Below are 25091 nucleotides of genomic sequence, written 5' to 3'. Positions count from 1 at the left end.
CACTGTACTCTAACTAAATCATCAGAGATCCTTCATTCCGCTTCGCTACATTCAGGATGACAATTTTAAAGGTCTTTTGACATTTTCTGAATAATTTCTAAACTCCATTCCTCCGATAATTCCTCAGTACGCTGTTCTTCTAAAACCTGGCTTAAAAATGTTCGATAATTTTTCCAACCTCTCTGCGTATTCGGATGATTTTCCCCTAATTTCTGAATCAAAATTCTCAACCCTTGGATATACAAAGGTTCAGCTTCTGAGTACCTTCCTTGGGATTCGTAGAGTCCAGCTAAGTTGTTGAGGGGAATCGCTAAACTGGGATGGAGGGATGTTTCTATAATAGCCAGCGCTCTTTGGTACAAGGGCTCGGCTTCTGAGTAACGTCCTTGGGAATCGTAGAGTCCAGCTAAGTTGTTGAGGTGGGTCGCTAAATCGGGATGGTCGGGGGGGAGGGATGTTTCTATAATAGCCAGTGCTCTTTGGTACAAGGGTTCGGCTTCTGAGTAACGTTCTTGAGAATAGTAAAGTCCAGCTAAGTTGTTGAGGTCTCTCGCTAAATCGGGATGGTCGGGGGGGAGGGATGCTTCATCAATAGCCATTGCTCTTTGGTACAAGGGTTCGGCTTCTGAGTACCGTCCTTGGGATTTGTAGAGTTCAGCTAAGTTGTTGAGGAAAGTCGCTAAATAGAGATGGTCACGGTGGAGGGGTGCTTGTGCAATAGCCAGAGCTTTTTTATACAAAGGTTCGGCTTCTGAGTAATGTCCTTGGGAATAGTAGAGTTCAGCTAAGTTGTTGAGGTGGGTCGCCGATTGGGGATGGTCGGGGGGGAGGGATGTTTCTATAATAGCCAGTGCTCTTTGGCACAAGGGTTCGGCTTCTGAGTACCGTCCTTGGGATTTGTAGAGTTCAGCTAAGTTGTTGAGGGCGGTAGCATAATCGGGGTGTTCTTCTCCGAAACGCTGTTGAGCCACTTCCTGAGATTGTTGATACCAAGATTCTGCTTGCTGATACAACCCTTGACCTTCATAAAAGTAACCTAATCTAGTAGAAGGCGTAATTAAATAATCATCGGATAAATCCCTAATCCAATGATGAGCCACTTCTTCTAAATGGGGAATCCAGGGGGAAACAATTTCAATTTGATTACGGGTTGGTTGTTCTTTTATTATTTTTGCTATTATTATCATTTCCCCTAAAAAACTATCTTTATATTTCTGTTGTTCTTCTGGAGGGAACTGGGCAAATTTATCACGGAAAAATTCTCGAACTAGGGGATGAAAAAGATATTGATTATCCGTATTTTCCAATAGTTCTAATAAATGCCAATCGACTAACGTATTCAGGGCGATAATCCAGTTTTCCTGCGCTTCAATATTTTCAATAGTCTCCACGTCAAACACAATTGGTGCTAATCCATATAAACTTAAATAACAGCCTTTTTGTTGAAAATCTGCTTCTAATTGTTCCCAACTCAACTCAAAGGCGGCGGCGACTCCATGTTGATACTCCATTGCGGGGTCACTGGGTTTAACTAAAGCGCGATGTTGTAATTTTTTATCCTCTAATAGTTTGAGGATATTGGCTAAAGTTAACTGAGAATACCGTTGTAAATAGCGTCCCACCAGTTCCAAGGCTAAGGGCAAATACCCTAAAAATTCACACAAACGGGCGGCGGTTTCCGGTTCTTTCGCCACCTTTTCCGATGTGATTAATGCTTCTAAAAATTCCTGCGCTGCTGTGGGTGAAAGCACATCCAGGGTTAACTTTTGCCAACTCTGACTTAAAACTTGGCGAGTGATGAATAAGACTTTAAATTGTGGCATAATCGGCGGTAAACAAAGTTTAACTTTTTTCTCATAATTGTCTAGGTTGACATCATCAAAAATCAATAAAGCCGTCCCCGATTTCCACCGTTGATAACAGAATTTTAACTGAGTTGGTAAATCCCAATCATCGGGAATGGTTAACTTAAATTCTGTTATGGCAAAATTCACTAACTCTAAACTGGGTTCTCCCTGGGCGGATAACCAACAAATTCCCCCAGGATAATTCGATAAATATTGTTTAGCATATTGAATCGCCAGTTGGGTTTTACCCACTCCTCCCATTCCTACAACCATCGCCGTTATTGCAACTTGGGAATGGTTTTGTAAATATTGATCTAATTCGGTAAAGTCCCGTCCAAATAAACGCAATTCTGGGAATTTATCAAGATTATGAGGAATTTTATTAGGCGGTGGTGGGGGATTTTCCTCATCCTCATCTTCTGGAAACCATTCTCGATATTTAGCTTCCCATCTTTGATCAAAACACTCTAAATTTCCGTTTAAATCTTCACACCATAACGTTAACTTAAATTCCCAAACATCCGCACCCCGACCTTTTTTTACCTTACGTTTATCTTCTAATATTTCTAAAAATTCTGAAAAATAATGATTCAGCGCTTCCTTGACCTGTTCTGGGGTAATTGATTGTTTATCTTGACGTTTGACTCGACCTTTAACTTTGTTCTCGCAAAAAATATCAATCTTCAAATTTTCAATAATAACTGTATTTGCTGATGGCCACTTTTCAGATTCCTCTGCCAACTCCAGCAAGACTTTAAATAATCCCTTCACCCAGTATTTAACACCAACTCCATAGGAACGATTTTTTTTGCCATTTGGTGTTTTGTTCATTGGTGCTTTCCCCGTTTCCCTAAAAAAATTTTGCCCTTTCCCCGGGGTTTCTGGCTTTCCCCGATTTATAACCCCGATTATAGCAGCATTTCAGCGATCACGGGGGAAACTTTCGGGGGATTAAACCCCTTTATAGGTTGGTGTCGTCCTGATAAAAGAAGTACGACAAATGGCTACAAACTTTCAAAAAAGCCCCCCTACTGCGGCTACTATTCCCATTAACTTTGGCTTAGTTTCTGCCATTGCTTCCCCTATGCTTTGGGGGTTTTATCCGATTTTAATTAAACAGGTTGCCTTTTCCCCCTGCTATTTAACGATTTGCGTCCGTATCCTCTCGGTGTTAGCCCTATTATTAATCATTTTTGGCCTACGAGGAAAATTTGGAGAACTGATTAACTTGGGTCGTAACCCCGAAATTCGCAACAGTTTAATGGCTTCTGGCGGTGCATATTTACTGCATTTAGCCGTATTCTATCCAGCGATTATTTTGGACTATCAAAAAGTCGCATCGGCGGGAATGTTTTTCTGCACCATCGCCACGGCTTTGCTCTCCTATTTTATCCTCAAAGAACCCTTAAACCGCAGCAAAAAACAAGCGTTAGCGTTAGGAATGTTTGCGATCGCACTTTTCTCCAGTCAAGTCATTACTGATATGTTATCACTGTTTTTCCTATTCAGTATTGGCTTGAGCTTTGCCCTGGTAATTATTGCGCGTAAATCCGCCGCTCAACATATCAACAATAGTACCACCTTAGTCACCTTAGAAACCCTGTTATTACCTGCACCGTTAGCCGTGTTCAGCTTAAATATTATGCCCTCCTTTAGTCCAACTCTATTTGAACTAAACCCCGGACAATGGCTTTTATTATTGTTGGTGAGTTTAGTTTCTTTAATCCCGATTTTATTACAAGCCGAGGCCGTTAACCCCCGTTGGAATATTCCGACTACAACCATCGGTATTTTTAACCTACTTTCCCCCAGTGGTCAATTTTTAATTGCCACTTTAATGTTCCAACAAACCGCAACATTCGGGCAATGGTTCGCCATTTTCTTATTGATTTTCGCCCTAATTCGTTACAACTTATCCCCAAATCAAAAATAGATGACCCCCCAAACCCCCCTTGGTAATGGGGGCAAGAAAAAGTAAGGAAAGTGTGCGTAATCAACCAGTTTTTTTCAACAGAAATTTTCCTCACCCCCCATTGGTAAGGGGGGGAAGGGGGGGTAAATCAACCAAAACGCACAAAATCCTACCGCTACAAAAACGCAATTTATCAGGAGGTTCAAAGATTATGAAAAAATGTAATGGTTTACGTTGTAAATGGGTTCAAAACAGCAATAATAGCAATCACTGGGCCTGTTTACCCTGCGGAAAAGAGCGACATATTGAACATTCTGATCCCCTCTGGATGTTGATTATTATTCTTGCGATCGCTCTAATCATCACATTCACTTTAGGTTCTAATTCATCCCCCAAAAATAATCAACAAGACCCAAAAAATAATCCAGAATCTATTGAGTCTAATCCCAAATTTCTTGAACTTTAAACCGTAGTAAGCCCTTCAGGGCTTTCTTAGAGAGTCCTAAAGGACTCACTACAAAATTGTTTACACCAGTTACTTTGGCAATTAGCCTTGCAACTATAGCAAGTTGTTGATGCGATCGCTACTTTTTTAAGTGAGAAGACCAAACAATACCTTGATCACCCTTCGACTCAATGTTATGAAAATATGACATTAAATCGCAAGGCTTGTCCACATTCGAGTGATATAATAAAAAGTTGGCTTTTTATAGAACTAACTCCCCCTTCAGCAACCGCTTAAGTGGGGTTTTGTAGTGACTCAAATCTCCTATCGGTAGAAAACCGTAGCGTCTACCCTATTGTACCTAAAATGACAGAATCAATTCGCTTTCTGATGTGTTCTCCAGACCACTATGATGTGGACTATGTGATCAATCCTTGGATGGAGGGAAACATCCACAAATCCTCCTTTGACAAGGCTAGAGAACAATGGCAAAGTTTGTACCATCTGATCAAAGATCACGCCATTGTTGACTTAGTAACCCCCGCCAAAGGTTGGCCGGATATGGTATTTACCGCCAACGCCGGGTTAGTTCTCGATAAAACCGTCGTTCTTAGTCGTTTTTATCATAAAGAACGCCAAGGAGAAGAACCCTATTTCAAAACCTGGTTTGAAAGTCAAGGATTTACTGTTCACGAACTCCCTAAAGACCTACCCTTTGAAGGCGCTGGAGACGCATTATTTGATCGGGAAGGGCGCTATTTATGGGCGGGATATGGATTTCGATCTGAACTCGATTCTCACCCCCTAATTGCCGAATGGCTCGATATTGAAGTTCTATCCCTGCGGTTAATGGATGAACGTTTTTATCATTTGGATACCTGTTTTTGTCCCCTAAAAGGCGGGTATTTAATGTATTATCCTCCCGCCTTTGATTCCTATTCAAATCGCTTAATTGAAATGCGAATTCCTCCCGAAAAACGGATTATTGTTGAGGAACCCGACGCCGTTAACTTTGCTTGTAACACCGTCAATATTAATCAGATGGTGATTATGAACAAAGCCAGTGAAAACCTCAAAGCTAGAATCGAAGAAGCAGGTTTTACTGTCCTAGAAACTTCCCTAACTGAGTTTTTAAAAGCAGGTGGGGCTGCCAAATGTTTAACCCTGCGGGTGACTGAACCTGTAATTGTTGATCGTCATGCGGTGGTTAAAGTCGAAAGCCACACCGTCCTAATGGAAGGACATCTATTAGACGCCGGGTTAATTAACCGCGCCCTGGATTTAGTTGTCGAAGGCGGGGGTAGTTTCAAAGTCCTCAACTTTAATTTAGGGGAACAACGCCAAAGCACCTCCAAAGCCGAGATTAAAATTTCCGCCCCCTCCCATGAGGTGATGGAAGAAATTATTAGCCAATTAATTGATATTGGCGTGGTGTCCTTAGAAGATGACCAACGGGACGCCCGCTTACAACCCGTCGAACAAGATGGCGTTGGCCCCGATGATTTCTACGTCTCCACCATTTACCCCACGGAAGTTCGGGTTGATGGCCAATGGTTGACGGTTCAAAATCAACGCATGGACGGCGCGATCGCAATTTCTGAAACCCCTAACGGCCTAGTCGCCCAATGTAAAATTCTGCGGGACTTAAAGGTCGGAGAACGGGTTGTTGTGGATGTGGTTGGTCTTCGCACCATCCGCAAAACCGAATCCAGGGAAGCCCGGAATGCACCCCAGGAATTCAGCTTTATGTCGGCTGGGGTGTCCAGTGAACGCCGGGTGGAATTAATTGTGGAACAGGTCGCCTGGGAACTGCGCCAAATTCGTGATCGCGGCGGGAAGGTGGTGGTCACAGCCGGCCCGGTGGTGATCCATACCGGAGGGGCGCAACATTTATCCCATCTGATCCGTGAAGGCTATGTGCAGGCGTTATTAGGGGGAAATGCGATCGCGGTTCACGATATGGAACAATCAATCATGGGAACCTCCCTGGGTGTTGATATGAAACAGGGTATCGCGGTTAAAGGAGGGCATCGACATCATTTAAACGTGATTAATACTGTTCGACGTTATGGGAGTATTGCCACCGCCGTTGAAAATGGCTTGGTTAAGAGTGGGGTAATGTATGAATGTGTAAAAAATAACATTCCCTTCTCCTTAGCGGGTTCGATTCGGGATGACGGCCCGTTACCGGATACCCAAATGGACTTAATTAAAGCCCAAGAACATTATGCCGAACTTTTGCAGGGCGCGGATATGATTCTGATGCTGTCCTCGATGCTGCATTCGATTGGGGTGGGGAATATGACGCCTTCGGGAGTTAAGATGGTCTGTGTGGATATTAACCCGGCCGTTGTGACCAAACTGAGCGATCGCGGTTCTGTGGAGTCCATTGGCGTTGTCACCGACGTGGGACTATTCCTAAGTTTATTAGTCAATCAATTGGATAAATTAACCAGTCGTTACGGGGTCGTACAAGTCGGTTAATTTCATTTTGAATTAACGAAAAGTGATCACATTCAAAAATTTTGAATGTGATCCTTTCTGTTATAATCAAAAAAAATAAAGCCCGTGACGAGGATTGAACTCGTGACCTCTTCCTTACCAAGGAAGTGCTCTACCACTGAGCTACACGGGCAAAAAAAATTAATAACAAAAAACTAAAATATTATAGCTTCTAATCTTTAATTTTTTTAACTTTAGAGGTGGGCCGAGCTGGATTTGAACCAGCGTAGGCGTAGCCAGCGGATTTACAGTCCGCCCCCATTAACCGCTCGGGCATCGACCCATTTATTCAACAATTTTATATAGTAGCACGATCTCAGAAAATGTCAATGGTTTTGGCAAAAAACTTTTTTAGTCTAGGGTAAAGGGGGCTGATAACCCTAGCGTTCAGGGAGTTTACGGACTTTTTTGGTTGGGCGGGTTGGACGGGAAGAACGGGTGCGAGGCCGGCCTGTCGTGAGTTTATCAAGCGGTTGGGTGCGGCTGGGAAAATCGCTCTCATCGTAAATTTCCCCGACTAACTCCTCCAAAATATCCTCCAGGGTTACTAACCCAACGGTTCCCCCATATTCATCCACCACAATTGCCAGATGTAAGCGTTGTTGCAGCATTTCCTTGAGTAAATCCCCAACCCGTTTAGTTTCGGGGACATAAACCGGAGGACTCATGGCTTCGGTGACAGAAATGTTGTCCCGTTCCTCATCGTGGGCATGGGCTAATTGTAACGCCCGTTTCAAATGGACAATCCCGACAATTTGATCCTTTGATTCTCCCTGCACTGGAATCCGAGAATATCCCGTTTCTAGGCATAACTCAATCACTTCTGGTAAGGTAGCTTGATGGGAAATAGTTCGCATCTCAATTCGCGGTTTAACCACCTCTCGGGCGATTAAATAATCCATCATCAAGGCTTTATTCAAGAGTTGATGTTTTTGCCAATCTAACTGACCCCGACCCCCTAAAATTTCGATCATCAATCGCAAATCCTGTACCGATAATCCCTGCTGAACTCCCCCCGGACTAAACATCCGAATAATCCCTTGGGTAATACTTTCTAACAGGACAATCACTGGCGAGAGGACAATAGATAACAAATAAATCGGCCGAACCGTAGCTTTAAAAATGGGTAAAATGTTGTTAATAGCAAAGGATTTGGGTGTAATTTCCCCAAAAATTAATACTAGAAAAGTCACAACACCCGTAGCTACCCCAATCCCCGCATTACCCAGCCAAATCGCAAATAAATTACTGGTGAGAATCGCCGAGAAATTATTTACCAGGTTGTTTCCGACTAACAAGGTGGTGATAAATCTGGCCCGCTTTTCTAAAACTAGAGTATACATGCGGTTGGGGTCGCCCTGTTCTTTAATTAAAGCTCGTAATTTTAAGTTATCGAGGGCGGTAATGGCGGTTTCGGAACCGGAGAACAAGGCTGATAGAATCAGCATAAATACCAGCGCTAGAATATCTAGCCCGATATTTCCCAATAAAGGTACGCTTGCAGAAACAGCAAATAGAGATTCTGAGGGAAAGGTTCCGAACATCAACGGGATAAAGTTATCTGAAAAAACTGTTTTGATTGTAGCCGATGGGGTTTAATATAGCAGGGAACAGGGAATGGGTAATGGGTAATGGGTAATGGGTAATAGGTAATAGGTAATCTGCTGTGCTATACAATAAAAGACTTCCTGGGAGTAGGAAGTCCTATAAATAAATAGATTGGGTTTTGGTGTCAGACCCAGATTAAATAACGGTATAATCGGAAATTACCGCATTTTTCAGGATCACAACAATACCACTGCGGATATAAAATCCTAAATCTTCCCTTTCCGCTTCTTGGATATCCTCTTTATTGATAATTTGGACATTGCGACCAATGCGAGCATTTTTATCAACAATAGCCTTACGAATTACGGTATTGGAACCAATACCCAGTGAAACTTCACCTTCTCGTAAACCCGAAGAACGTTCTGAGAATGCTTGATAAAAGTCGGAACCCATGAGTAGGGTATCTTCAATCACGCATCCAGCTTCCACCCGGGAACGTAACCCCAAAACAGAATGATCAATCCGACATTCTTTCAGGATACAACCTTCAGCAATAATAGACTCCGTAATCCGACAATCTAGGATTTTCGTAGGGGGTAAGTGACGAGAACGGGTATAAATCGGAGATTCTTCGTCGTAGAAACTGAAGTTGGGGTGGGGTTGTTGTGTTAAACCCAGATTGGCATGATAAAACGCTTCGATGGTTCCAATATCTTCCCAATAGTCTTTAAATAAAAAGGCTTGAACGTTTAAATTGGCCGATGCGTTGGGAATTACTTCTTTCCCGAAATCAGTTTCCTGGGGATTTTCATCTAATAGCTTAATCAAGGTGTCTTTGTTAAAGACATAAATCCCCATAGAAGCAATATAAGGATTTTCTTTAGCCTGTTCGGGAGATAAACCTAACGCCGAGGTATCCACCTGCATTTCTTTGAGGGCGTCCCCTTTGGGTTTTTCGCTAAAACTCACCACCCGTCCAGAGTCATCAAGTTTCATTAAGCCAAAATCCGAAGCCCGTTTTTCGTCAATGGGCAATACCGAAAGGGTAATATCCGCTTTGGTGTCTAAATGACGTTGGACAAATTCTCGATAGTCCATGCGGTAGAGATGGTCACCGGATAAAATCAGAAATTGGTCAACGTCCCATTCCTTCAGCAGCCACAAATACTGACGCACCGCATCTGCTGTACCCTGAAACCAATTGGGGTTTTGGGTGGTTTGTTGGGCGGCTAAGACTTCGGTAAAGCTATCATCAAAACCAGCGAAGTTGTACGCCCTGGCAATATGGCGGTTTAAGGATGCTGAGTTAAACTGGGTTAAAACGTAGATTTTGAGAATTTCTGAGTTAATACAGTTACTAATGGGGATGTCGATTAACCGATATTTCCCGGCGATGGGAACCGCAGGTTTGGCCCGCATTTTGGTTAAAGGATACAGGCGGCTTCCCGCACCGCCACCGAGAATGATTGCTAAAACTCGTTTCACAAAAAATTACCTCTCAACTGCCAATAGTCTTCCCAAGTCCAGTGTCCGACTGTACGGTACTATTGACAAGGGGGGAGAGGCAAAACCGACATTAAGTTTGGGTTAGGGTGGGGTTAGGAGGAACGGAAAAGGCCAAAGAATTGTTAAACAGTTATTGAATTTTAAGGGTTGAAAATTTTCTAGCTGTTTAGAAGTTGATAATTCTTTATATTTTTTTACCGGATTTATCGGGGATTGTTTGGTTAATTTCAGGTTATACGAGAATAAACACGATCAATTTTGATTAAAGATAGAGGATTTATGATGCACCTATATTGGCATAAGGTTTCTCAGGCGATTAAAGTGGCTGTGGTCGGGGTTTCTTTACCTTTATTGTTGTCGAGTGCAGGGTTGGCGCAACAGAATGTTCAGCAGGATGCTGTTGAGGTTAATACCAAAATTAAAGAGCCGATTGAAATGTTGATGGATGATAATGAAGGTAATGATCAAACAGCCATTGATAAACTAAAAGAAAATAAGGATATCGTAGATTTATTAATTCAAGAGTTTAATAATACTAAGAATTCTATCGAAGCTAGAATAGCTATTTTACAAGCGTTAGGAGAAGTCGATCATGAATCTGAGAAAGCTGTCGATCAGTTTATGAAAATTATAGAAGATAAGAATGAAAATACAAGAATTAGAATTGCAGGAACTGAGAATTTATTAAAATCAACAAAAAAAGATGAAGAAAATATAAATAAATTAATTACTCAACTAGAAGATTCTAAAAACGGAGTATCATTCAGAGAATGGTCTTTATATTATTTGAATCGTGAAATTGCCAGTAAAAAATTAACTTTAGATAATCAAAAAATATTCCGAATCGTTGGTATTCTGCCTGATGATAAACGTGAAGTTTATGTACAAGCTTCTGAGTTCCTTTCAGAATCTTTAAAAATAGATAATTCTTCAGATTTAGTTTCAAAATTTAAAAAAATTACCCAAAATAAAGATGAAAATTGGAAAACTCGAATAGGGGTGGCACAAGCTCTTGGATTCAGTGGTCAGGATGTTAAATTATCAATGGAAGTTTTAACAGAGTTTCTACAAGCAGAAACTCCTATGACTCAAAAAGAATATGCGCTTGACTCCATACAAGTTATAGCTGATGAGTTGTCACAAAAAGCTTATACAATTGCTAACCAAGAAGATCAGAAAAAAAAATGGCTTGCAGGTCTTAATTTAGCACAAGAAACCCTTAAACAAAATAATCCAGAATTAAAAAATAATCAATTATTTGTTATTGAAAATTCTTTGAAGAATGCGATTGAGACTATTAACTTGCTTCCAAAGCCTGCAAATTCTATCTGGATCTGGCTGACTGAAAATAAAAAACTGTCCATCCCAATATTTTTATTCAGCTTTTGGCTTTTTCTGCTTTTTTTATTACTTCGTGTCAAACCATTATCTCTATTATTGCTGAACAGTTTTTTACAAAAAACTGATTTATCCTTAGAATTTATCGGGTTCAATTTTAAAACCGCCACATTAAGAATATTATTGTTTGACTTACAATATCATCCCAGGGTACTTGATGATTGGGTGAAAACGAATCTGGAAACAGCACGCCGTCAGTTTGAGAATAAGCAGACGGTTAAACAGAGAAACATTTATGTCCCTACGATTCCTGTAATTTTGAATGGTGATTCAATTCCTGAATTGACCCCGAAAGATTTACAATATAAGTTTAGTGAATCGAGAGAAACTTTACTGATTTGGGGAGAAGGCGGTTCAGGAAAAACAACTTTAGCTTGTCAGTTAGCAAAGTGGGCAATGGCAGATGATCCTGAGCAACGTCTTTGTCCCAACCATCGAATGTTACCGATTTTCATTGATCAAGAACTCAGTGATGAAACAGGGAATCAACAACAGGTTTTAATGGAAGCGATTCATGGACAACTGAGAGATTTAATTGAGGCAGTCAAACCAATTTCTGAAGAATTACTAGAACATTTATTGAGGGAAAGACGACTGCTAGTGATTGTTGATGGTTATTCAGAAATGCGTCCAGCAACTCGTAACAAAATTAAACCCGAATTACCCAGTTTTGTAGCAAATGCTTTGATTCTCACCTCACGAAATGATGAATCTTTAGGCGGTGTGAATAAAACGATTATTCAAATGATGCGGGTTCAGAGTAGTAAACTGGCAGAATTTTTACAAGCTTATGTCAACAAGAAAGGAAAACAAAATTTATTCAAAACAGATCAAGAACTTTTTCAAGCTTGTATCCAACTTTCTCAGCTTGTCGGTGAACGAGATATTACCGTATTATTAGCTAAACTCTATGCGGATCAATTGATTGCGAATGAATCTAATCAGACCACTAAAAATTTACCTGATAATATTCCTGATTTGATGTTATCTTACTTAAATCAAATTAATTGTCAACTGATTGAAAAGGGACTAGAAAATCATTTAGACAATCTGACTGTTCATCAGGTTGCTAAAGTCATAGCATGGCAATGTCTAAAACAGACTTATCGATCCACTACTATTCCACTTGATACCCTATTAAAAGTATTAGGTGAACACTGGAGCGAGGAGCAAGCAAAAACTCACCTGAAGTATTTAGAAAACTCTCTCCATATTGTTGAAACCGTCAAACCTAGTGAAGATCAAATTCGTTTTTCTCTTGACCCATTAGCAGAATTCTTAGCAGGTTTGTATTTAGTCGATCTTTATAAGGATAATGAAAAATTATGGACTGAATTTCTGGCACAAGCGGATGCTCAACCCGGTGCGCCAGAAAGTATTAAAGGATTCTTGCAAGCTGTGCAGGATTGCTGCCAAAAGAAAAAGGATATAGTACCTAGAATGATATTAGAAGAACTCTCTCAAAAAATTGCCGATTGCGATTCTAACACTACCAATTCTATTGGGATTTAGGACTATTCTTACTTGCAGGACGTGCCTGGCGCGCAGCACGGGGTCGTCATTGGATCATCATCTAATGAATTACTATTATTCTGCGCGTGTGAACTTGCTTCTCCTAACGCTTCCATAGCATTAGCTAACAACTCTGATCGGTCTTTAATATTCTCGATAGCTGGTATCTTTGATTCATCAGTAATTAGGTCTGTAAGCACTTTAATAGCTTCTTCTTGATAACGACCTAGTTTTAATAATCCTTGTGCAGCAAAAACTTTAGCTTTGAGAGCAGTGTTTTCATCATTTAGTTTGGTCATCAACTGATAAGCTGCTTTTGAAATGGGAGATCGCGGGACAAAATTAGCAGGAGTAATGACTAACTCATACTCATTCTTAATCTCGTCATCTACGTTTTGCAGGGCTTCATCTAATGCACACAAAATTTTCTCATAGTGCTTTCTGAGTTTAGAATCCATAGTAACCTCTGTTAAATTAATGGGTGTTTTTTGAGATAAAAAATTGGGTTGCTGGTTTGGTTGTTGTTTAGGTGAGTGGGAATTTTTGGCTAAACGTTGGGCTGTTTTTACCGCCTCAAACCCATTGACTAAACCTCTTCCCGTTGCCCAATCAAATCCGGGTTTAGCCGAATGTCCTCCGGTTGCAGAATTGCTATTTCCTGCAATTACATCAATGGCGGTTTGTTGCAAAATTTCTTTTGCTTGTTGGGAGGATAATTGGGGATTAACTTGCTTCATCAAAGCGCAAATTCCCGCTAGTTGGGGCGCTGCGGCGGATGTTCCACTAAAGGCAGCCCAGCCATCTTCTGAAAGGGTTTCATCCGCATCAGGATGTTTAACTCCGGGTAAACCAAAAACGGCATCTAACGTGCTTCCAGGGGGAACAGGTAAGATAATATAAGCGGCTCTAGGTTTCTTTCCAACTAACCCACAAATATCAGGAACAATGCGTCCAGAATAGATGTTACTGCTAAAACCACTAGCATAATTACTCGCTTCTAATTTGCCATCAGAATCCAAATAAACGCCTCCAGCCGCAATCACATCCGGGTGTTGAGAGGGAAATCCCCAATGCCCATTTCCGGCGGAAAAAACAACAATAATTCCTTGATAAACTGCATCGGCAATATTAGCAGTTAAAGCAATATCATAGGCCGATAAAGGGGCATATTGTTTGCTACTTCCCCAACTACAAGAAACAATATCAGGACGCAGGGAAACCGCTTTTTTAAAGGCAGCAATGGAATTTTTGAAGTTCCCTTTTACCATCGTAAAATTGATTTCAGGAGCCACAGAAAATAGATTAGCAGATTCTCCGGTTCCATGTCCATTTTCATCAACTTCGGGATTAATACATCCGGCCGCTAAAATAACTTTACCCCGATATCTGTTCCGGGCAAAAAAAGGATGACTATACCATCCTGAATCGACCATGACAACGTTAATGCCTTGACCTTTAATTCCTTGTTGATGAGCCGTAACTGCATTCAATTCCTGGGCAATATCCTGGGGAATTAAATGCCAATAGGACGGATTTGGAGGAGATTCTGAAGGTCGGCCAACATCGGTATAATAAACGGGTTCACTTAAAGCAATTCCTTCAATTAAATCAGATAAAGGACTTGAAGATGTATCAACAAAACCGATAATATCAGTATCAGGAGTATCTAAAAATGTGCCTATACTTTCTAATCCTCCTCCTTTTATAACCGTTTTGTCTTTAGCAATAATTTGCGTGTTGAAAACACGCTCATACAAATCAGCAGAACCTGCAATACTAAGAGTGACTCGTCCCGTTTCTAAAACTTCAAACCCTTCAGCTTTTAGACGTTGAATTGCTAAATTGACCTGTTGAGGACGAGAATAAAATTGAGTAATATTCTCGCTGGTAATTAGTTCTGAAGATCGGAATAGGGAAACCCCTCCTTGTGAATTAACTGAGGCTTCTGCGTAAACAATGGGTGGCACGTTACTATTGGGGTCATTCATTCCTCTGGGTGTAAATCCAATAAGTTGTTTCTAATTTATCATCGGTAAATAAGATATTCAGGTCTGCTTAATAAAACTTTAATATCTGAATTAGAGTGATTGACTTGCTGGAGAGGTTAGCGATCGCCTAAAATTAAAGAGCTAATTTCTAAGCTCAGTGCAGTTCAGCTAAATCGGATAACTTTGTAAAATTCCGCTTAATTTTAGCATTTATACTTATGATATGTGGTTAAATTTATCTATGCAAATACAAACTCCAGATTGGGTTAAACACGCGGTATTTTATCAAATTTTTCCAGATCGCTTTGCTCAAGCAGCTATTCCGCGCAAAAAATTGTTAAAATCCGATCGCTGGGAACAATGGGATTTACCACCGAGTTTACAGGGATATAAAGGAGGCAATTTATGGGGCGTGATTGAACAATTAGATTATTTACAGGATTTAGGGATTAATGCGATTTATTTTACTCCTATTTTTCAGTCGGCTTGTAATCATCGTTACCATACCCATGATTATTACCAAATTGACCCCATACTCGGAGGAAATACAGCCTTTCAAGAGTTATTAGATGCAGCCCATCAACGCCAGATTAAAATAGTATTAGATGGAGTCTTTAACCATGCTAGTCGGGGCTTTTTCCAGTTCCATGATATTTTAGAAAACGGCCCCCATTCTCCTTGGTTAGATTGGTTTAAAATTGAAGATTGGCCGTTATCAGCCTATGATGGTAGTAAACCCGCTAATTATGTTGGTTGGGTTGGAAATCGGGCTTTACCTCAATTTAATCATGACAACCCTCAAGTGAGGGAATATATCATGGAAATTGCTGAATATTGGATTGATTTTGGCATTGATGGTTGGCGTTTAGATGTGCCTTTTGAAGTGAAAACTCCGGGTTTTTGGCAGGAATTTCGAGATAGAGTTAAGGCGGTTAATCCAGAGGCTTATATTGTCGGAGAAGTGTGGGGAGATTCCAGAGAATGGTTAGATGGAAAGCAATTTGATGGGGTGATGAATTATTTATTTACGGCTCCGACTATTGCGTTTATTGCAGGCGATCGCGTTCAAATGGAATTGGTTGAAAGCCCATCTTATTTTCCCTATCCGGCTATATTTGCTAAAGAATATGGTCAAAAAATACAAGATTTATTAGCGTTATATCCTTGGGAAATTCAACTAACACAATTGAATTTACTCGATAGTCATGATACCGCCAGATTAATTAGTGTAGCGGGAGGAGATAAAGCAAGTGTTGAGTTAGCAACCTTATTGTTATTTACTTTTCCGGGTGCGCCCAGTATTTATTATGGGGATGAAGTGGGGTTGGAAGGACACCTTGACCCCGATTCTCGCCGCAGTTTTCCGATGCAAGATTCTTGGCATCAAGATATTTTAGAATATCACAAAAAATTGATTGCTATTCGTCACCAATATCCGGCTTTAAGAACAGGTTCTTACAATATATTATATGCTCAGGAGATGGTTTATGGATTTGCTCGATGTTTAGACCATCAAGAATTAATTATTGTGGTCAATTCGGGAACAGAAGCAGCCGAAATCAACTTAATGGTTACTGAGTTAAAAAATCGTCCTAATCAGTTAATTTATGGAGAATGTAAGTTCAGATGGAAACAAGAAAATGGCACAACAGAATTAGAGGTCTATCTTCCTCCCCGTCAAGGAATAATTTTAGTTAATTCTTAGTTATATCCGTCGCCAGAGCAGTTACCGAGATTGATTTTTCATATATTCTTTAATCACAGGTTCAAGACTCCAGTAAGATTCTTTATTATTCCTCGCTTGTTGAATTAAACCCCGTTTTTTCAAAGATTGTATCGCCCTTAAAAAATCGTTATCAGATGAAAATTCTGTCGGTTTACTCAAAATATCTACCGTTTTATCTTGGTTAGCTAACCACAACATCAGAAGTTGTTCAGATTCGGATAACCGTTGATAATGTTGTTTAATCAGAGGTTCTAAATCCCCTAAAAATAGGGTTTTATAGGATAAAAATTGCTCAACACTGTCATTAAATAAATCTTTTATCGTAGAAGCAATAATATTTAACCAGAGGGGGTTACCACCGTAAAGTTGGATTAGTTCTGGCCATTTGTGTTGATCTGTGAGTTTTCTGTCAGCTAGAAGTTGGGTAGCTGATTCACCTAAACCTTGGAGTTGTAGGGTTTTACAGTAGCGGTTTTCGGTTTCTAAGTTGGCGATTTCGATGGGTTGTTCCCAACTGAGGAGGAGGAGACAACTATTATGGGGAGATCTGCCAATTTCGGTTAACAGTTTACCATAGTTTTCATATTCTGACAGGTAGTTTCCGACGAATTGACCAGGGGTTAAGGTGTCTTGGAAGTCGTCGAGGATGATTAAGCAACGGTGCGATCGCAAATCGTCTAGGATGGAATGGCGGGAATGTAAATAGTTGATAATTGAGGGATTTTCGGTGGGTGAAGTTGGGGAGAAAAACTCGATCAGGTTGGTTTGAAGGGCGTTGAGGGTCGGGAATTTGCGATGAGTTCGCCACAGGATATAATCAAAATTATCTCCGATTTGTTCTACCAGTTGTCTCGCTAGGGTAGTTTTACCTATACCCGATAATCCGGCAATGGTAACGATACGGCTATTTTCTGTGAGTATCCATTGTTTCAGGGTAGCGAGTTCGTTGGTGCGATCGTAGAGGCGATTATCGTATTCTGGGGCTTCGCTGAGGTCGTGGCGAGGTTGAGACTCTTTGCTGGTGGAGGAGTGTGATCGTTTTTTTGTGGTTTTGGGATTATTATATAAGTCGCTACAGACATTTATGTGATTACCAATTTGCACTCCCGTATTAAAGTAATAGAATATTCCATTTTCAACAAGAGACCGAACATTCTTTTTTTTTACATCCTCTCCCAACAGATCTGAGAGGAGTTGCCACAATTCCGATGCCGACTTTCTGACGTGATCCTGACTACAGTGGTATTCCGAGGCAATATCCTTATATCGTTTACATTCCCATGCACCCTCCAAAATAGCCCGTTGCAGTGAGTCCAGATGTTGTCCTGTCTTGGCAAAAATCAGGTCATTCGTCCACTGCAAGGCTTCTTGAATCTCCATAGTTCATAGATTGGGTTGTAGTTATGGCTAGTCTTACGCCACATTATCCCACATTATCCCACATTTTCCCCTTTTTAAACACAAAATCCCACATTTTCCTATTTTTTCATTTTTAAACCCTTAATAAATACCCCCCTAAATCCCATTTTCATGGGGTTGACAAACTAGAAATCAGTTGACAGAATTAAGAGGAATGAATAAATATACTGACTGAATTAATGAGGATTAACGTGACTTTCCGCGTGTTGGCTGATGTTAAAAACTAACAATTCGATAATGAGGGACCGATCATGTTTTCTTTTGACACAGATACTAAAGAAATCGCCAGATTGCTAGGAATAAGTCCCGATCCGATCGCTCCAAGTGATGGGGATATTTTAAAGCCTTTTGGTGCCAATCAACTACCAATACCGGGGGCTGCCGATGCGATCGCTCTCCCCACCTTAGTATCAGTTGCCTGCGATAATCTTGTCATCCCTCTCGATATGTCGGTTGACCAAGGAAAAATTCCAGCGGAAACGGATTTTCACACCGGTACGTCCGTAGATTCGTTAACAGGAATAGCCTTAGCCAAGAGTCACGAACAATTACAGCAATTTGCCAGTAGCCCAGAATTTCTCTCTCAGATGAGCATTGCTTTTGGAGATGATTTTGATGTTCAGGTGGCTCAGGATTTGGCAGATAGCTTGACTAATGGTACTTTCCAGACCTCACCCATTAAGATCGTTTCTGCTGCTGATATCAATGGATCTAATGGGGCTTTTGTCGCAGAAACTAACAATATTTATCTGTCCAGTGAGTTTGTGGCTGACAATGCTGATAACCCAGAGGCGATCGTCTCAGTGCTGCTAGAAGAGATAGGGCATTATATCGACTCCCAGATTAACATCTCCGATACACCGGGAGATGAGGGTGCGATTTTTGCTGGTGTCGTTCAAGGGAAGGAGTTTGACGTAGCGGAACTTCAGGCATTAAAAGCGGAAGATGATACCGCGACGGTGATGCTGGATGGCAAAGCCACGGTCATAGAGCAGGATAACACCCCCATTACCGCTCGTAAAATCACCGTTGATCATTTCAACAGGATCTATAGGGATTCGGTAGGCGTAACCGACACTAACGACTACTACGAATTTACCCTGCCCGCTACTAGGAACTTCACCCTCACCCTCAACGGCCTAAGCGCTGCTAATGCAGATGTGGAGCTACGCAATTTCTTTTTCATTCCTATAGCGAACTCTAGCAACGGCGGCCTTGCACCAGAGACCATTATCCGTAGCCTGAATGCGGGTACTTACTACGTGCGGGTTTACCATACAACTGCCAACACCAACTACAACCTGAACCTAACAGCTACACCTATTATATCTAGCTTCCAAGGCACTTCAGATGGGACGGTCAATATCCGCAGCGGACCGGGGGACGACAACTCGATAGTTGGCTCTCTGAAGCTTAATCAACGTCTCACTTTTGACGCTGTAGCACGAGGCACAACCCATTGGGACGTTCGCGAAAAGCGAAATGATGACCGATGGTTCCGCGTGAGAAGCAGCAATCAGTGGGTTTCGGCTGCTTTCATCACTGGTAATCCCACTTAATAAAGCCTACACCATGCAACAGTGGATCGCTCAATAGGAAATCAAATGTTGCTTTTGGGTAGGCTATTTAACGCGATCGCTCTTTTATTTACCAAAAAAGCGATCGCAAAACCTAATAATCAATCTCGTAATAAAGCAATAAAACCTACCTGCTCAAAATGTTTATCATAAGCCAGAGCTTCTGTAATGCCATATTCTTCCATTATCTTAAAAGAAACACAATCAGTTATACTCCATTCTTTATCAGGTCTTTTTTTGTACAACAATAACCCCTCCTGAAACTGACTACTACTTTGCTGAATTACTGTCACATTAGTATGGTTATAGAGACTTTCAATTAACTCAATCGCAGCCTGACGAAAAAACGCGCCCCTTTTAGAAAAATCATTCAAAACCTCTGCTAAAACCATTTCACTGGTCACAATATAAAGCGAATCCATCTGCTTAGATAGATCTCGCGCTTTCTGATGTAATTCGTCTTTAGGATTTAGCAAAGCTACCCAATAACCCGTATCCGCAAAAACTTGTCTCATTCTCCCTAACCTTGATAAATATCAAAGTTTTTTGACAAATCACTCGGCACTTTTTCCCATTCAGATTCAGGAATATTGGCTCCGATTTCGACAGCAATTTCCCAGATGGGTTTAGCAGTGGGGTCATACTGAATATCTGCTGCTTTGTCTCTATCATTAATTGTTTCAGAGACTTGTCGGAGTTGTACCATAATTTGCCCTAATAACCATAGCTTATCTTCTACAGATAATTGATGAATAAAGTTTTCGAGTTCTAGTAATTGATTGGAAACCATGTTAACTGTTAACCCCTTGAGAAAATATCTAGTATAATAACCTATTGATTTTCCAAAATTGCGATCGCTTTCGGCTGGGCATAGCCCCTCGCATTTCAGCCGGAGTGAAATTGATTCAGGTAGCACAAAATCAGCAGAACAAAATCTAAACTATAATGAGAATCTAGTGGCCTTGAAATGCTATGACCCTAGATTCAGTTTAGTATGATTATGCCTCAAGCTTTGAAAGCAATTTACCGTAATGGCACATTTATTCTGGAAAACCCCTGTAACTTGCCTGAAGGGGTTGAAGTTGAGCTTTTTGTGCAATCATCCCAAGTCATTCCACCCCAGATCACTGACATTGGCGCTAGACAGAATTTTCTAAAGCGACTTGTGGAGAGAATGCAACAAAACCCTATTCCTTCTAATGCTCCTCGGTTTACACGGGATATATTGCATGAACGCCGTTGACACAAATATTTTAATTTATGTCAATGATCCGCGCGATCCTGATAAACAGACAATTGCGGTTTCTTTGGTATCTTCCCTAACAGATGGGGTTTTAATTTGGCAGGTTGCCTGTGAGTATTTGGCTGCCAGTCGTAAGCTAGAGCCTCTAGGGTATGACAGAGGGCAAGCCTATCAATATATTCGAGACTTACAACAAGTTTGGTACACGGCTTTGCCAACTTGGGCTGTGATTGATCGTGCTGAGGACTTAATGGGTCGTTTTAGTCTGTCTCACTGGGATTCAATGGTGGTTGCTGCCTGCTTGGAAGCGAATGTTCAAACTCTCTATACGGAAGATTTTGGGTACTCAGCTATTGATGGTCTAAAAATCGTCAATCCCTTCAAAACTCTATAACCCCTGGCAACTAAAAAGCCTTGGTTTGGTTTTCTCAAGAGCGATCACTTTTGTTCTGCCTGCGATCGCTTTTTTATTTCCCAGAAATACGATTAAAGATGTTGATAGATCGATTTGCCAAACTAGATACTGTCGGATATTGGGAATAGAAACCGGGTTTCTCTACATAGAGGTGATCGATTCTCAGAAATGAAACGATTAACTCATCGCTTCTGAGTAAACCATTAGTTTTGAAGTTCAGGAACCCGATCGGTTTCATACTGTTCAATTAAAACACCGATAATATCCATCAGTGAAGCCAGGGGATGTTCTTCATTTTCCCCGACTTCATCAATTAATCGATCCAACCAATCAACCAGATATTGATAACTAGCTTCATCGCGGGGAATGACTAATTTAGTTGCTAGGGGCTGCCACAATTTTTGAGTTTCATCAATGCTCAACATTTTTACTCTCTCCATTTTTCTTGATCGTACTCTGCATGGGTCAAAACTGCCCGAATATAAAGTTTTTGTCGATTATAGTGAATTGCCGCTATCAACCGGACTTTGTTTCCACCAATATTAAACACTGTGAGATTATCAACTTGGTCAGCACTGGGAAACTCGCTACGAAGTTCAACAAAGGAATTAAATGTTCCTGATTTCACCAGTTGATACCAACGGGCTAATGCGTTTTCTGTGTCTGGGTACTTTTCCGCAAATTCATTGAGTCGCTTGCGTGTGATAACGTGCATAATGAAACTCGGGGATATTACCAAATTATATCATCGGTTTGAATGTCTACATCACCCTCATTAAATTCCTTTAGTAGAAACAACCCCAAGATTAGTGACAAGTATAGAAATTAGTTATCCGTTAACCAAAAAAATATCCCCACTTGCTCAAGCAAAGCGGGGGCATTGATAGATTCATAATGAATTTACCGTTATATTAATAACAACTGAATTAACTCATGGATGAGCCACTGCGGTCATAGCTGCTAACGCTGTCAGTGGGTTTGCCTTGAATCGTTGTCCGATAATCTCCGGGTTCAATGCCGACTTCATCCGCGACTCGGTTGAGGAGGGATTGTTGACGGTTTTTAATTACTTGATGATGACGCATCATTAAAGCCCGAGCTTGATTTTGAGTATCCATAATTTGTTTCTCCTTTGTTTAAAATTGAAGGTTTTTTTGAGGTTAATCTTGGATTCGACTAATCTAAATCATCCCGTTACCACGGTCATAATTACTAACAGAATTGGCACTGGGTTTGCCTTGAATGGTTGAGACATCACCGGGTTCTGTACCGACTTCATCCGAAACCCGATTCAACATCGATTGTTGACGGTTTTTAATTACTTGATGATGACGCATCATTAAGGCCCGAGCTTGATTTTGAGTATCCATAATTTGTTTCTCCTCTGTTTAAAATTGAATGGTTTTTTGAGCTAAAATTTGCTTAACTAAAATATGAAGAAAGATTACAATTATTAATCTTCCTAGCTCATTGTGGCATTACTGCGATCGTAACTGCTGGCAGAATGGGCTCTGAGTTTGCCTTGAATCGTGGTTGGCTCACCAGGTTCGGTACCGACTTGATCGGAAATCCGGTTGAGTAAGGACTGTTGACGATTTTTGATGGTGTGGTGATGACGCATCATTAAAGCGCGAGCTTGTTCTTGAGTACCCATGAGTTTGTTCTCCTGAATGAATAGCCTAGAAAATAAAAGGCTGTTTTGGTCTTCAATTTCTAATATACCAGAACATTCTGTAGTCTACTTTACAAAACGCTCTAAGTTAACAAATCTTTACATTTTTCTTAGAATTCCGTCATAAACGTAGTAAGCCCTTCAGGGCTTTATTCCCCAGAACTATTAGCAAAACCTAACACCAATAACACTCATAAACGTAGTAAGCCCTTCAGGGCTTCATTCCCCAGAACTAGCAGCAAAACCTAACACTAATAATCAAGAGATTAAATTTATTAGTGTTAGGTTTAGGGGATTAAGCCCTGAAGGGCTTACTACGAATATTACCTATAACCCATTACATCAAGGGTCGATAGACGCGAAAATCGATATTAGGGAAGATATTATCAATGGCTTCGACCTTTTCCAGCCAATCTAAATCTACCTTGCCAATTTTGAGATCTTCGTATATTTTGTTAAACCGCATTAGGTGGGAACGGGTACGACGCACGGCGTAGGGGGTCATAGTTCCCGAACTCATGATAAAGGCCCAGTCGGAAGACTGTGCTAGGAGTAATTCTCTTGCGGCTTGATTAAGCGCCCGTAATTCTAGGTCGCCTCTAGGTTCTCGACCCGCCATTTTAATCATTCTTTCGGCGGCTTTGTGGAGATGGGGATAAATCCAAGAATTGGTATGATTGAGCCAATATTCATGGAATCCCTTATATCCCCAACTGGACTGGGCGGGATGACAAACCTGTTGGGTGGGAAAGGCTTGGAGATAATCGGCTAAATGGGTCATGGCGTAGACCTTTTGATTTTCCCAGGTTTTGCGGAATAATTGATCGAGAAACGCAGGCCCTTCATACCACCAATGTCCGAATAATTCGGCATCGTAGGGAGAGATAATAATCGGGGGACGCTGCATAATTCCATGCAGATGTTCCACTTGGCGCTCGCGGTTTATAACGAAGTCCGCCGCGTGTTCGCTAGTTTTAGCTTTTGCCCAATAGGGGTCATAAAGTTCCTTCTCTCCCAGTCCCAGACCCCGACCTGTAATTTTGTAATACTTAATCCCGGTATTTTTGCGCTGACCATTAGGCATAATATAGGGCTTAATATACTCATATTCGGCTTCCCAGCCCAAATCCTTATAAAATTCTCGGTATTCCGCCGCCCCAGGATAACCTACTTCCGAAGACCAGACCTGCTGAGAAGATTCGTTATCCCTGGCAAATACAGCCACACCAGATTCCGTATAAACAGGGGAATAGGTGCCAAAACGGGGACGGGGACGGGCGTAGAGAATCCCATGACCATCGGTGAGAAAATACCGAATTCCTGCATCCGCTAACATTCGTTCTAAGCCATTATAGTAGGCACATTCGGGCAACCAAATCCCCCGAGGGCGACGGCCAAAGGTTTCTTCATAGTGTTGACAGGCGACTTCAATTTGTCCCCAAACTGCTTGGGGATACATCTTCATTAGCGGTAAATAGCCATGAGTCGCACCGCAGGTGATAATTTCTAAATTATTGGTATCTTGAAATTGTTTAAAAGCCGTGACTAAATCGCCTTGATAGCGTTCCCAAAGTTTACGGGCTTCCTGCCATTCTTCGGCATAATGTTCGGCGAGGTAACGAAGATGAGGGGTTTTTTGATAGCGATCAATTTCCTGTTCAGTTAACTCTTGGAGTAAACTCAGGTGTTGATCATATCGTTCTTGGAGCAGAGGGTCTCGCAACATCGACACCAGGGGTGGAGTCAAACTCATGGTGATTTTGAAATCAATCCCATCCCGCTTTAACCCTTCAAACATTTTGATTAGAGGGATGTAGGTTTCGGTAATTGCTTCAAATAGCCATTCTTCCTCTAATACATAGTCACTTTCAGGGTGGCGAACAAAGGGAAGATGGGCATGGAGAACCAGGGCGAGATAGCCAATAGCCATAGGGATTTAATGGAAATACGCTTGTTATCGGAGCTAGATAGTTTTTCAATATTATTAAGATTTTAAAACGAAAGGGTAAGATCCGAGTCAATTGAATTTTAGGAGGTGATTTTAGATAATTTTTGCAACTCAGCCAAAGGCTATGGACAATAAAATTGATATCCAAGATTATAAGTGATGTTTTATACTGTAGATAGATTGGCAAACTGATAATATTAGGCTCTTGTATATGATCGTAAATCAGCAATTTATAATAGTTTATATACTCCGATTAAAGATTCGGAAGGAGGGGTGACAGGTGTAATTGGAGTTTGTCGAGATTTTACCCATTTAAGGCAACTTCAAGATACCTCAAATTCTCTTTTAATTCAAGCTCAATTGCAATCTCAACGTTATCAATCTTTATCAAAAATAATTGGTCAAATCAATCAATGTTTGGAGTTAGATACCC

Annotated in this window: 21 protein-coding genes and 2 tRNA genes; 8 read left to right on the top strand and 15 right to left on the bottom strand. The window is 41.0% G+C overall.

The window, feature by feature from the left end:
- Nucleotides 1-65 precede the first annotated feature (65 nt).
- Nucleotides 66-2678, bottom strand: coding sequence for a tetratricopeptide repeat protein (locus tag NMG86_RS10265; protein WP_071783079.1), 2613 nt, complete (start codon nucleotides 2676-2678; stop codon nucleotides 66-68).
- Between the two features lie 169 nt (nucleotides 2679-2847).
- Here NMG86_RS10265 and NMG86_RS10260 point away from each other — a divergent pair, with 169 nt between their 5' ends.
- From NMG86_RS10260 to argZ, 3 genes are all read left to right on the top strand, one after another.
- Nucleotides 2848-3780, top strand: coding sequence for an EamA family transporter (locus tag NMG86_RS10260; protein ID WP_026787041.1), 933 nt, complete (start codon nucleotides 2848-2850; stop codon nucleotides 3778-3780).
- Nucleotides 3781-3970: 190 nt separating this feature from the next.
- Nucleotides 3971-4225 carry a hypothetical protein gene (locus tag NMG86_RS10255; protein WP_141294293.1) on the top strand — a complete coding sequence of 85 codons (255 nt, stop codon included), beginning with the start codon at nucleotides 3971-3973 and terminating at the stop codon, nucleotides 4223-4225.
- Nucleotides 4226-4570: 345 nt separating this feature from the next.
- Nucleotides 4571-6688, top strand: a complete 2118-nt coding sequence (argZ, locus tag NMG86_RS10250; protein WP_026797576.1) for a bifunctional arginine dihydrolase/ornithine cyclodeaminase — start codon at nucleotides 4571-4573, stop codon at nucleotides 6686-6688.
- A 79-nt stretch (nucleotides 6689-6767) separates the two neighbouring features.
- On the opposite strand, the gene NMG86_RS10245 is transcribed toward argZ, so the two are convergent.
- The 4 genes from NMG86_RS10245 to NMG86_RS10230 form a co-directional block, all read right to left on the bottom strand.
- A tRNA-Thr gene (locus NMG86_RS10245) sits at nucleotides 6768-6839 on the bottom strand.
- Nucleotides 6840-6907: 68 nt separating this feature from the next.
- Nucleotides 6908-6989, bottom strand: a tRNA-Tyr gene (locus tag NMG86_RS10240).
- Nucleotides 6990-7086: 97 nt separating this feature from the next.
- Nucleotides 7087-8250: a hemolysin family protein gene (locus tag NMG86_RS10235; protein WP_043937103.1), complete on the bottom strand. Its 1164-nt coding sequence runs from the start codon at nucleotides 8248-8250 to the stop codon at nucleotides 7087-7089.
- 199 nt (nucleotides 8251-8449) lie between these two features.
- Nucleotides 8450-9739, bottom strand: coding sequence for a glucose-1-phosphate adenylyltransferase (locus NMG86_RS10230; RefSeq protein WP_026797575.1), 1290 nt, complete (start codon nucleotides 9737-9739; stop codon nucleotides 8450-8452).
- Between the two features lie 300 nt (nucleotides 9740-10039).
- Here NMG86_RS10230 and NMG86_RS10225 point away from each other — a divergent pair, with 300 nt between their 5' ends.
- A complete protein-coding gene (locus NMG86_RS10225) occupies nucleotides 10040-12670 on the top strand; it encodes an NACHT domain-containing protein (RefSeq protein WP_081694471.1) in 2631 nt (876 codons plus the stop codon).
- An 8-nt stretch (nucleotides 12671-12678) separates the two neighbouring features.
- Here NMG86_RS10225 and NMG86_RS10220 read toward each other — a convergent pair whose 3' ends face one another.
- Nucleotides 12679-14658: a S8 family serine peptidase gene (locus tag NMG86_RS10220; RefSeq protein ID WP_043938722.1), complete on the bottom strand. Its 1980-nt coding sequence runs from the start codon at nucleotides 14656-14658 to the stop codon at nucleotides 12679-12681.
- A 241-nt stretch (nucleotides 14659-14899) separates the two neighbouring features.
- Here NMG86_RS10220 and NMG86_RS10215 point away from each other — a divergent pair, with 241 nt between their 5' ends.
- The gene (locus tag NMG86_RS10215) at nucleotides 14900-16363 is read left to right on the top strand and encodes a glycoside hydrolase family 13 protein (RefSeq protein ID WP_026797574.1); all 1464 of its coding nucleotides are present in this window, start codon (nucleotides 14900-14902) and stop codon (nucleotides 16361-16363) included.
- Between the two features lie 21 nt (nucleotides 16364-16384).
- Here NMG86_RS10215 and NMG86_RS10210 read toward each other — a convergent pair whose 3' ends face one another.
- The gene (locus tag NMG86_RS10210) at nucleotides 16385-17764 is read right to left on the bottom strand and encodes a helix-turn-helix domain-containing protein (RefSeq protein ID WP_026797573.1); all 1380 of its coding nucleotides are present in this window, start codon (nucleotides 17762-17764) and stop codon (nucleotides 16385-16387) included.
- A 290-nt stretch (nucleotides 17765-18054) separates the two neighbouring features.
- On the opposite strand from NMG86_RS10210, the gene NMG86_RS10205 reads away from it, so the two are divergent.
- Nucleotides 18055-19362 (top strand): pre-peptidase C-terminal domain-containing protein, encoded by a 1308-nt coding sequence (locus NMG86_RS10205; RefSeq protein ID WP_081694470.1) that lies wholly within the window; start codon nucleotides 18055-18057, stop codon nucleotides 19360-19362.
- A gap of 119 nt (nucleotides 19363-19481) precedes the next feature.
- Here NMG86_RS10205 and NMG86_RS10200 read toward each other — a convergent pair whose 3' ends face one another.
- Together NMG86_RS10200 and NMG86_RS10195 are read right to left on the bottom strand one after the other, a co-directional pair.
- Nucleotides 19482-19895 carry a type II toxin-antitoxin system VapC family toxin gene (locus NMG86_RS10200; RefSeq protein ID WP_026787050.1) on the bottom strand — a complete coding sequence of 138 codons (414 nt, stop codon included), beginning with the start codon at nucleotides 19893-19895 and terminating at the stop codon, nucleotides 19482-19484.
- Between the two features lie 5 nt (nucleotides 19896-19900).
- The gene (locus NMG86_RS10195) at nucleotides 19901-20170 is read right to left on the bottom strand and encodes a hypothetical protein (RefSeq protein WP_026787051.1); all 270 of its coding nucleotides are present in this window, start codon (nucleotides 20168-20170) and stop codon (nucleotides 19901-19903) included.
- Between the two features lie 210 nt (nucleotides 20171-20380).
- Here NMG86_RS10195 and NMG86_RS10190 point away from each other — a divergent pair, with 210 nt between their 5' ends.
- Nucleotides 20381-20623, top strand: a complete 243-nt coding sequence (locus tag NMG86_RS10190; protein ID WP_026787052.1) for an antitoxin family protein — start codon at nucleotides 20381-20383, stop codon at nucleotides 20621-20623.
- Nucleotides 20610-21017 carry a PIN domain-containing protein gene (locus NMG86_RS10185; protein WP_026787053.1) on the top strand — a complete coding sequence of 136 codons (408 nt, stop codon included), beginning with the start codon at nucleotides 20610-20612 and terminating at the stop codon, nucleotides 21015-21017. The genes NMG86_RS10190 and NMG86_RS10185 overlap by 14 nt, the downstream gene beginning before the upstream one ends.
- A gap of 224 nt (nucleotides 21018-21241) precedes the next feature.
- On the opposite strand, the gene NMG86_RS10180 is transcribed toward NMG86_RS10185, so the two are convergent.
- The 6 genes from NMG86_RS10180 to NMG86_RS10155 all read right to left on the bottom strand — a co-directional run bounded on the left by NMG86_RS10180 (nucleotide 21242) and on the right by NMG86_RS10155 (nucleotide 24640).
- Nucleotides 21242-21463, bottom strand: coding sequence for a LolA-like protein (locus tag NMG86_RS10180; RefSeq protein ID WP_026787054.1), 222 nt, complete (start codon nucleotides 21461-21463; stop codon nucleotides 21242-21244).
- Between the two features lie 2 nt (nucleotides 21464-21465).
- A complete protein-coding gene (locus tag NMG86_RS10175) occupies nucleotides 21466-21753 on the bottom strand; it encodes a type II toxin-antitoxin system HigB family toxin (protein ID WP_026787055.1) in 288 nt (95 codons plus the stop codon).
- Between the two features lie 211 nt (nucleotides 21754-21964).
- Nucleotides 21965-22156, bottom strand: coding sequence for a glutamine synthetase inactivation factor IF7A (gene gifA / locus NMG86_RS10170; protein ID WP_026787056.1), 192 nt, complete (start codon nucleotides 22154-22156; stop codon nucleotides 21965-21967).
- 63 nt (nucleotides 22157-22219) lie between these two features.
- On the bottom strand, nucleotides 22220-22408 hold the full coding sequence (gene gifA / locus NMG86_RS10165; RefSeq protein WP_026787057.1) for a glutamine synthetase inactivation factor IF7A: 189 nt from the start codon (nucleotides 22406-22408) through the stop codon (nucleotides 22220-22222).
- A 92-nt stretch (nucleotides 22409-22500) separates the two neighbouring features.
- The gene (gene gifA, locus NMG86_RS10160; protein WP_026787058.1) at nucleotides 22501-22692 is read right to left on the bottom strand and encodes a glutamine synthetase inactivation factor IF7A; all 192 of its coding nucleotides are present in this window, start codon (nucleotides 22690-22692) and stop codon (nucleotides 22501-22503) included.
- 355 nt (nucleotides 22693-23047) lie between these two features.
- Entirely contained in the window at nucleotides 23048-24640 is a 1593-nt protein-coding gene (locus tag NMG86_RS10155) for a glycoside hydrolase family 57 protein (protein ID WP_026787059.1), read from the bottom strand.
- Nucleotides 24641-25091: the final 451 nt, after the last annotated feature.

This window comes from Planktothrix rubescens CCAP 1459/22 (assembly GCA_904830895.1).
Taxonomy (GTDB): Bacteria; Cyanobacteriota; Cyanobacteriia; order Cyanobacteriales; family Microcoleaceae; genus Planktothrix; species Planktothrix agardhii.
The sequence above is the reverse complement of the archived record's forward strand: the minus strand, read 5'-3'. Positions and strand labels throughout refer to the sequence as shown.

Excerpts from the sequence above, each read along its gene's own strand:
- NMG86_RS10265 (WP_071783079.1), bottom strand. The coding sequence starts at position 2,678 with ATGAACAAAACACCAAATGGCAAAAAAAATCGTTCCTATGGAGTTGGT.
- NMG86_RS10260 (WP_026787041.1), top strand. The coding sequence starts at position 2,848 with ATGGCTACAAACTTTCAAAAAAGCCCCCCTACTGCGGCTACTATTCCC.
- NMG86_RS10255 (WP_141294293.1), top strand. The coding sequence starts at position 3,971 with ATGAAAAAATGTAATGGTTTACGTTGTAAATGGGTTCAAAACAGCAAT.
- argZ (WP_026797576.1), top strand. The coding sequence starts at position 4,571 with ATGACAGAATCAATTCGCTTTCTGATGTGTTCTCCAGACCACTATGAT.
- NMG86_RS10235 (WP_043937103.1), bottom strand. The coding sequence starts at position 8,250 with ATGTTCGGAACCTTTCCCTCAGAATCTCTATTTGCTGTTTCTGCAAGC.
- NMG86_RS10225 (WP_081694471.1), top strand. The coding sequence starts at position 10,040 with ATGATGCACCTATATTGGCATAAGGTTTCTCAGGCGATTAAAGTGGCT.
- NMG86_RS10220 (WP_043938722.1), bottom strand. The coding sequence starts at position 14,658 with ATGAATGACCCCAATAGTAACGTGCCACCCATTGTTTACGCAGAAGCC.
- NMG86_RS10215 (WP_026797574.1), top strand. The coding sequence starts at position 14,900 with ATGCAAATACAAACTCCAGATTGGGTTAAACACGCGGTATTTTATCAA.
- NMG86_RS10210 (WP_026797573.1), bottom strand. The coding sequence starts at position 17,764 with ATGGAGATTCAAGAAGCCTTGCAGTGGACGAATGACCTGATTTTTGCC.
- NMG86_RS10205 (WP_081694470.1), top strand. The coding sequence starts at position 18,055 with ATGTTTTCTTTTGACACAGATACTAAAGAAATCGCCAGATTGCTAGGA.
- NMG86_RS10200 (WP_026787050.1), bottom strand. The coding sequence starts at position 19,895 with ATGAGACAAGTTTTTGCGGATACGGGTTATTGGGTAGCTTTGCTAAAT.
- NMG86_RS10195 (WP_026787051.1), bottom strand. The coding sequence starts at position 20,170 with ATGGTTTCCAATCAATTACTAGAACTCGAAAACTTTATTCATCAATTA.
- NMG86_RS10190 (WP_026787052.1), top strand. The coding sequence starts at position 20,381 with ATGCCTCAAGCTTTGAAAGCAATTTACCGTAATGGCACATTTATTCTG.
- NMG86_RS10185 (WP_026787053.1), top strand. The coding sequence starts at position 20,610 with ATGAACGCCGTTGACACAAATATTTTAATTTATGTCAATGATCCGCGC.
- NMG86_RS10180 (WP_026787054.1), bottom strand. The coding sequence starts at position 21,463 with ATGTTGAGCATTGATGAAACTCAAAAATTGTGGCAGCCCCTAGCAACT.
- NMG86_RS10175 (WP_026787055.1), bottom strand. The coding sequence starts at position 21,753 with ATGCACGTTATCACACGCAAGCGACTCAATGAATTTGCGGAAAAGTAC.
- gifA (WP_026787056.1), bottom strand. The coding sequence starts at position 22,156 with ATGGATACTCAAAATCAAGCTCGGGCTTTAATGATGCGTCATCATCAA.
- gifA (WP_026787057.1), bottom strand. The coding sequence starts at position 22,408 with ATGGATACTCAAAATCAAGCTCGGGCCTTAATGATGCGTCATCATCAA.
- gifA (WP_026787058.1), bottom strand. The coding sequence starts at position 22,692 with ATGGGTACTCAAGAACAAGCTCGCGCTTTAATGATGCGTCATCACCAC.
- NMG86_RS10155 (WP_026787059.1), bottom strand. The coding sequence starts at position 24,640 with ATGGCTATTGGCTATCTCGCCCTGGTTCTCCATGCCCATCTTCCCTTT.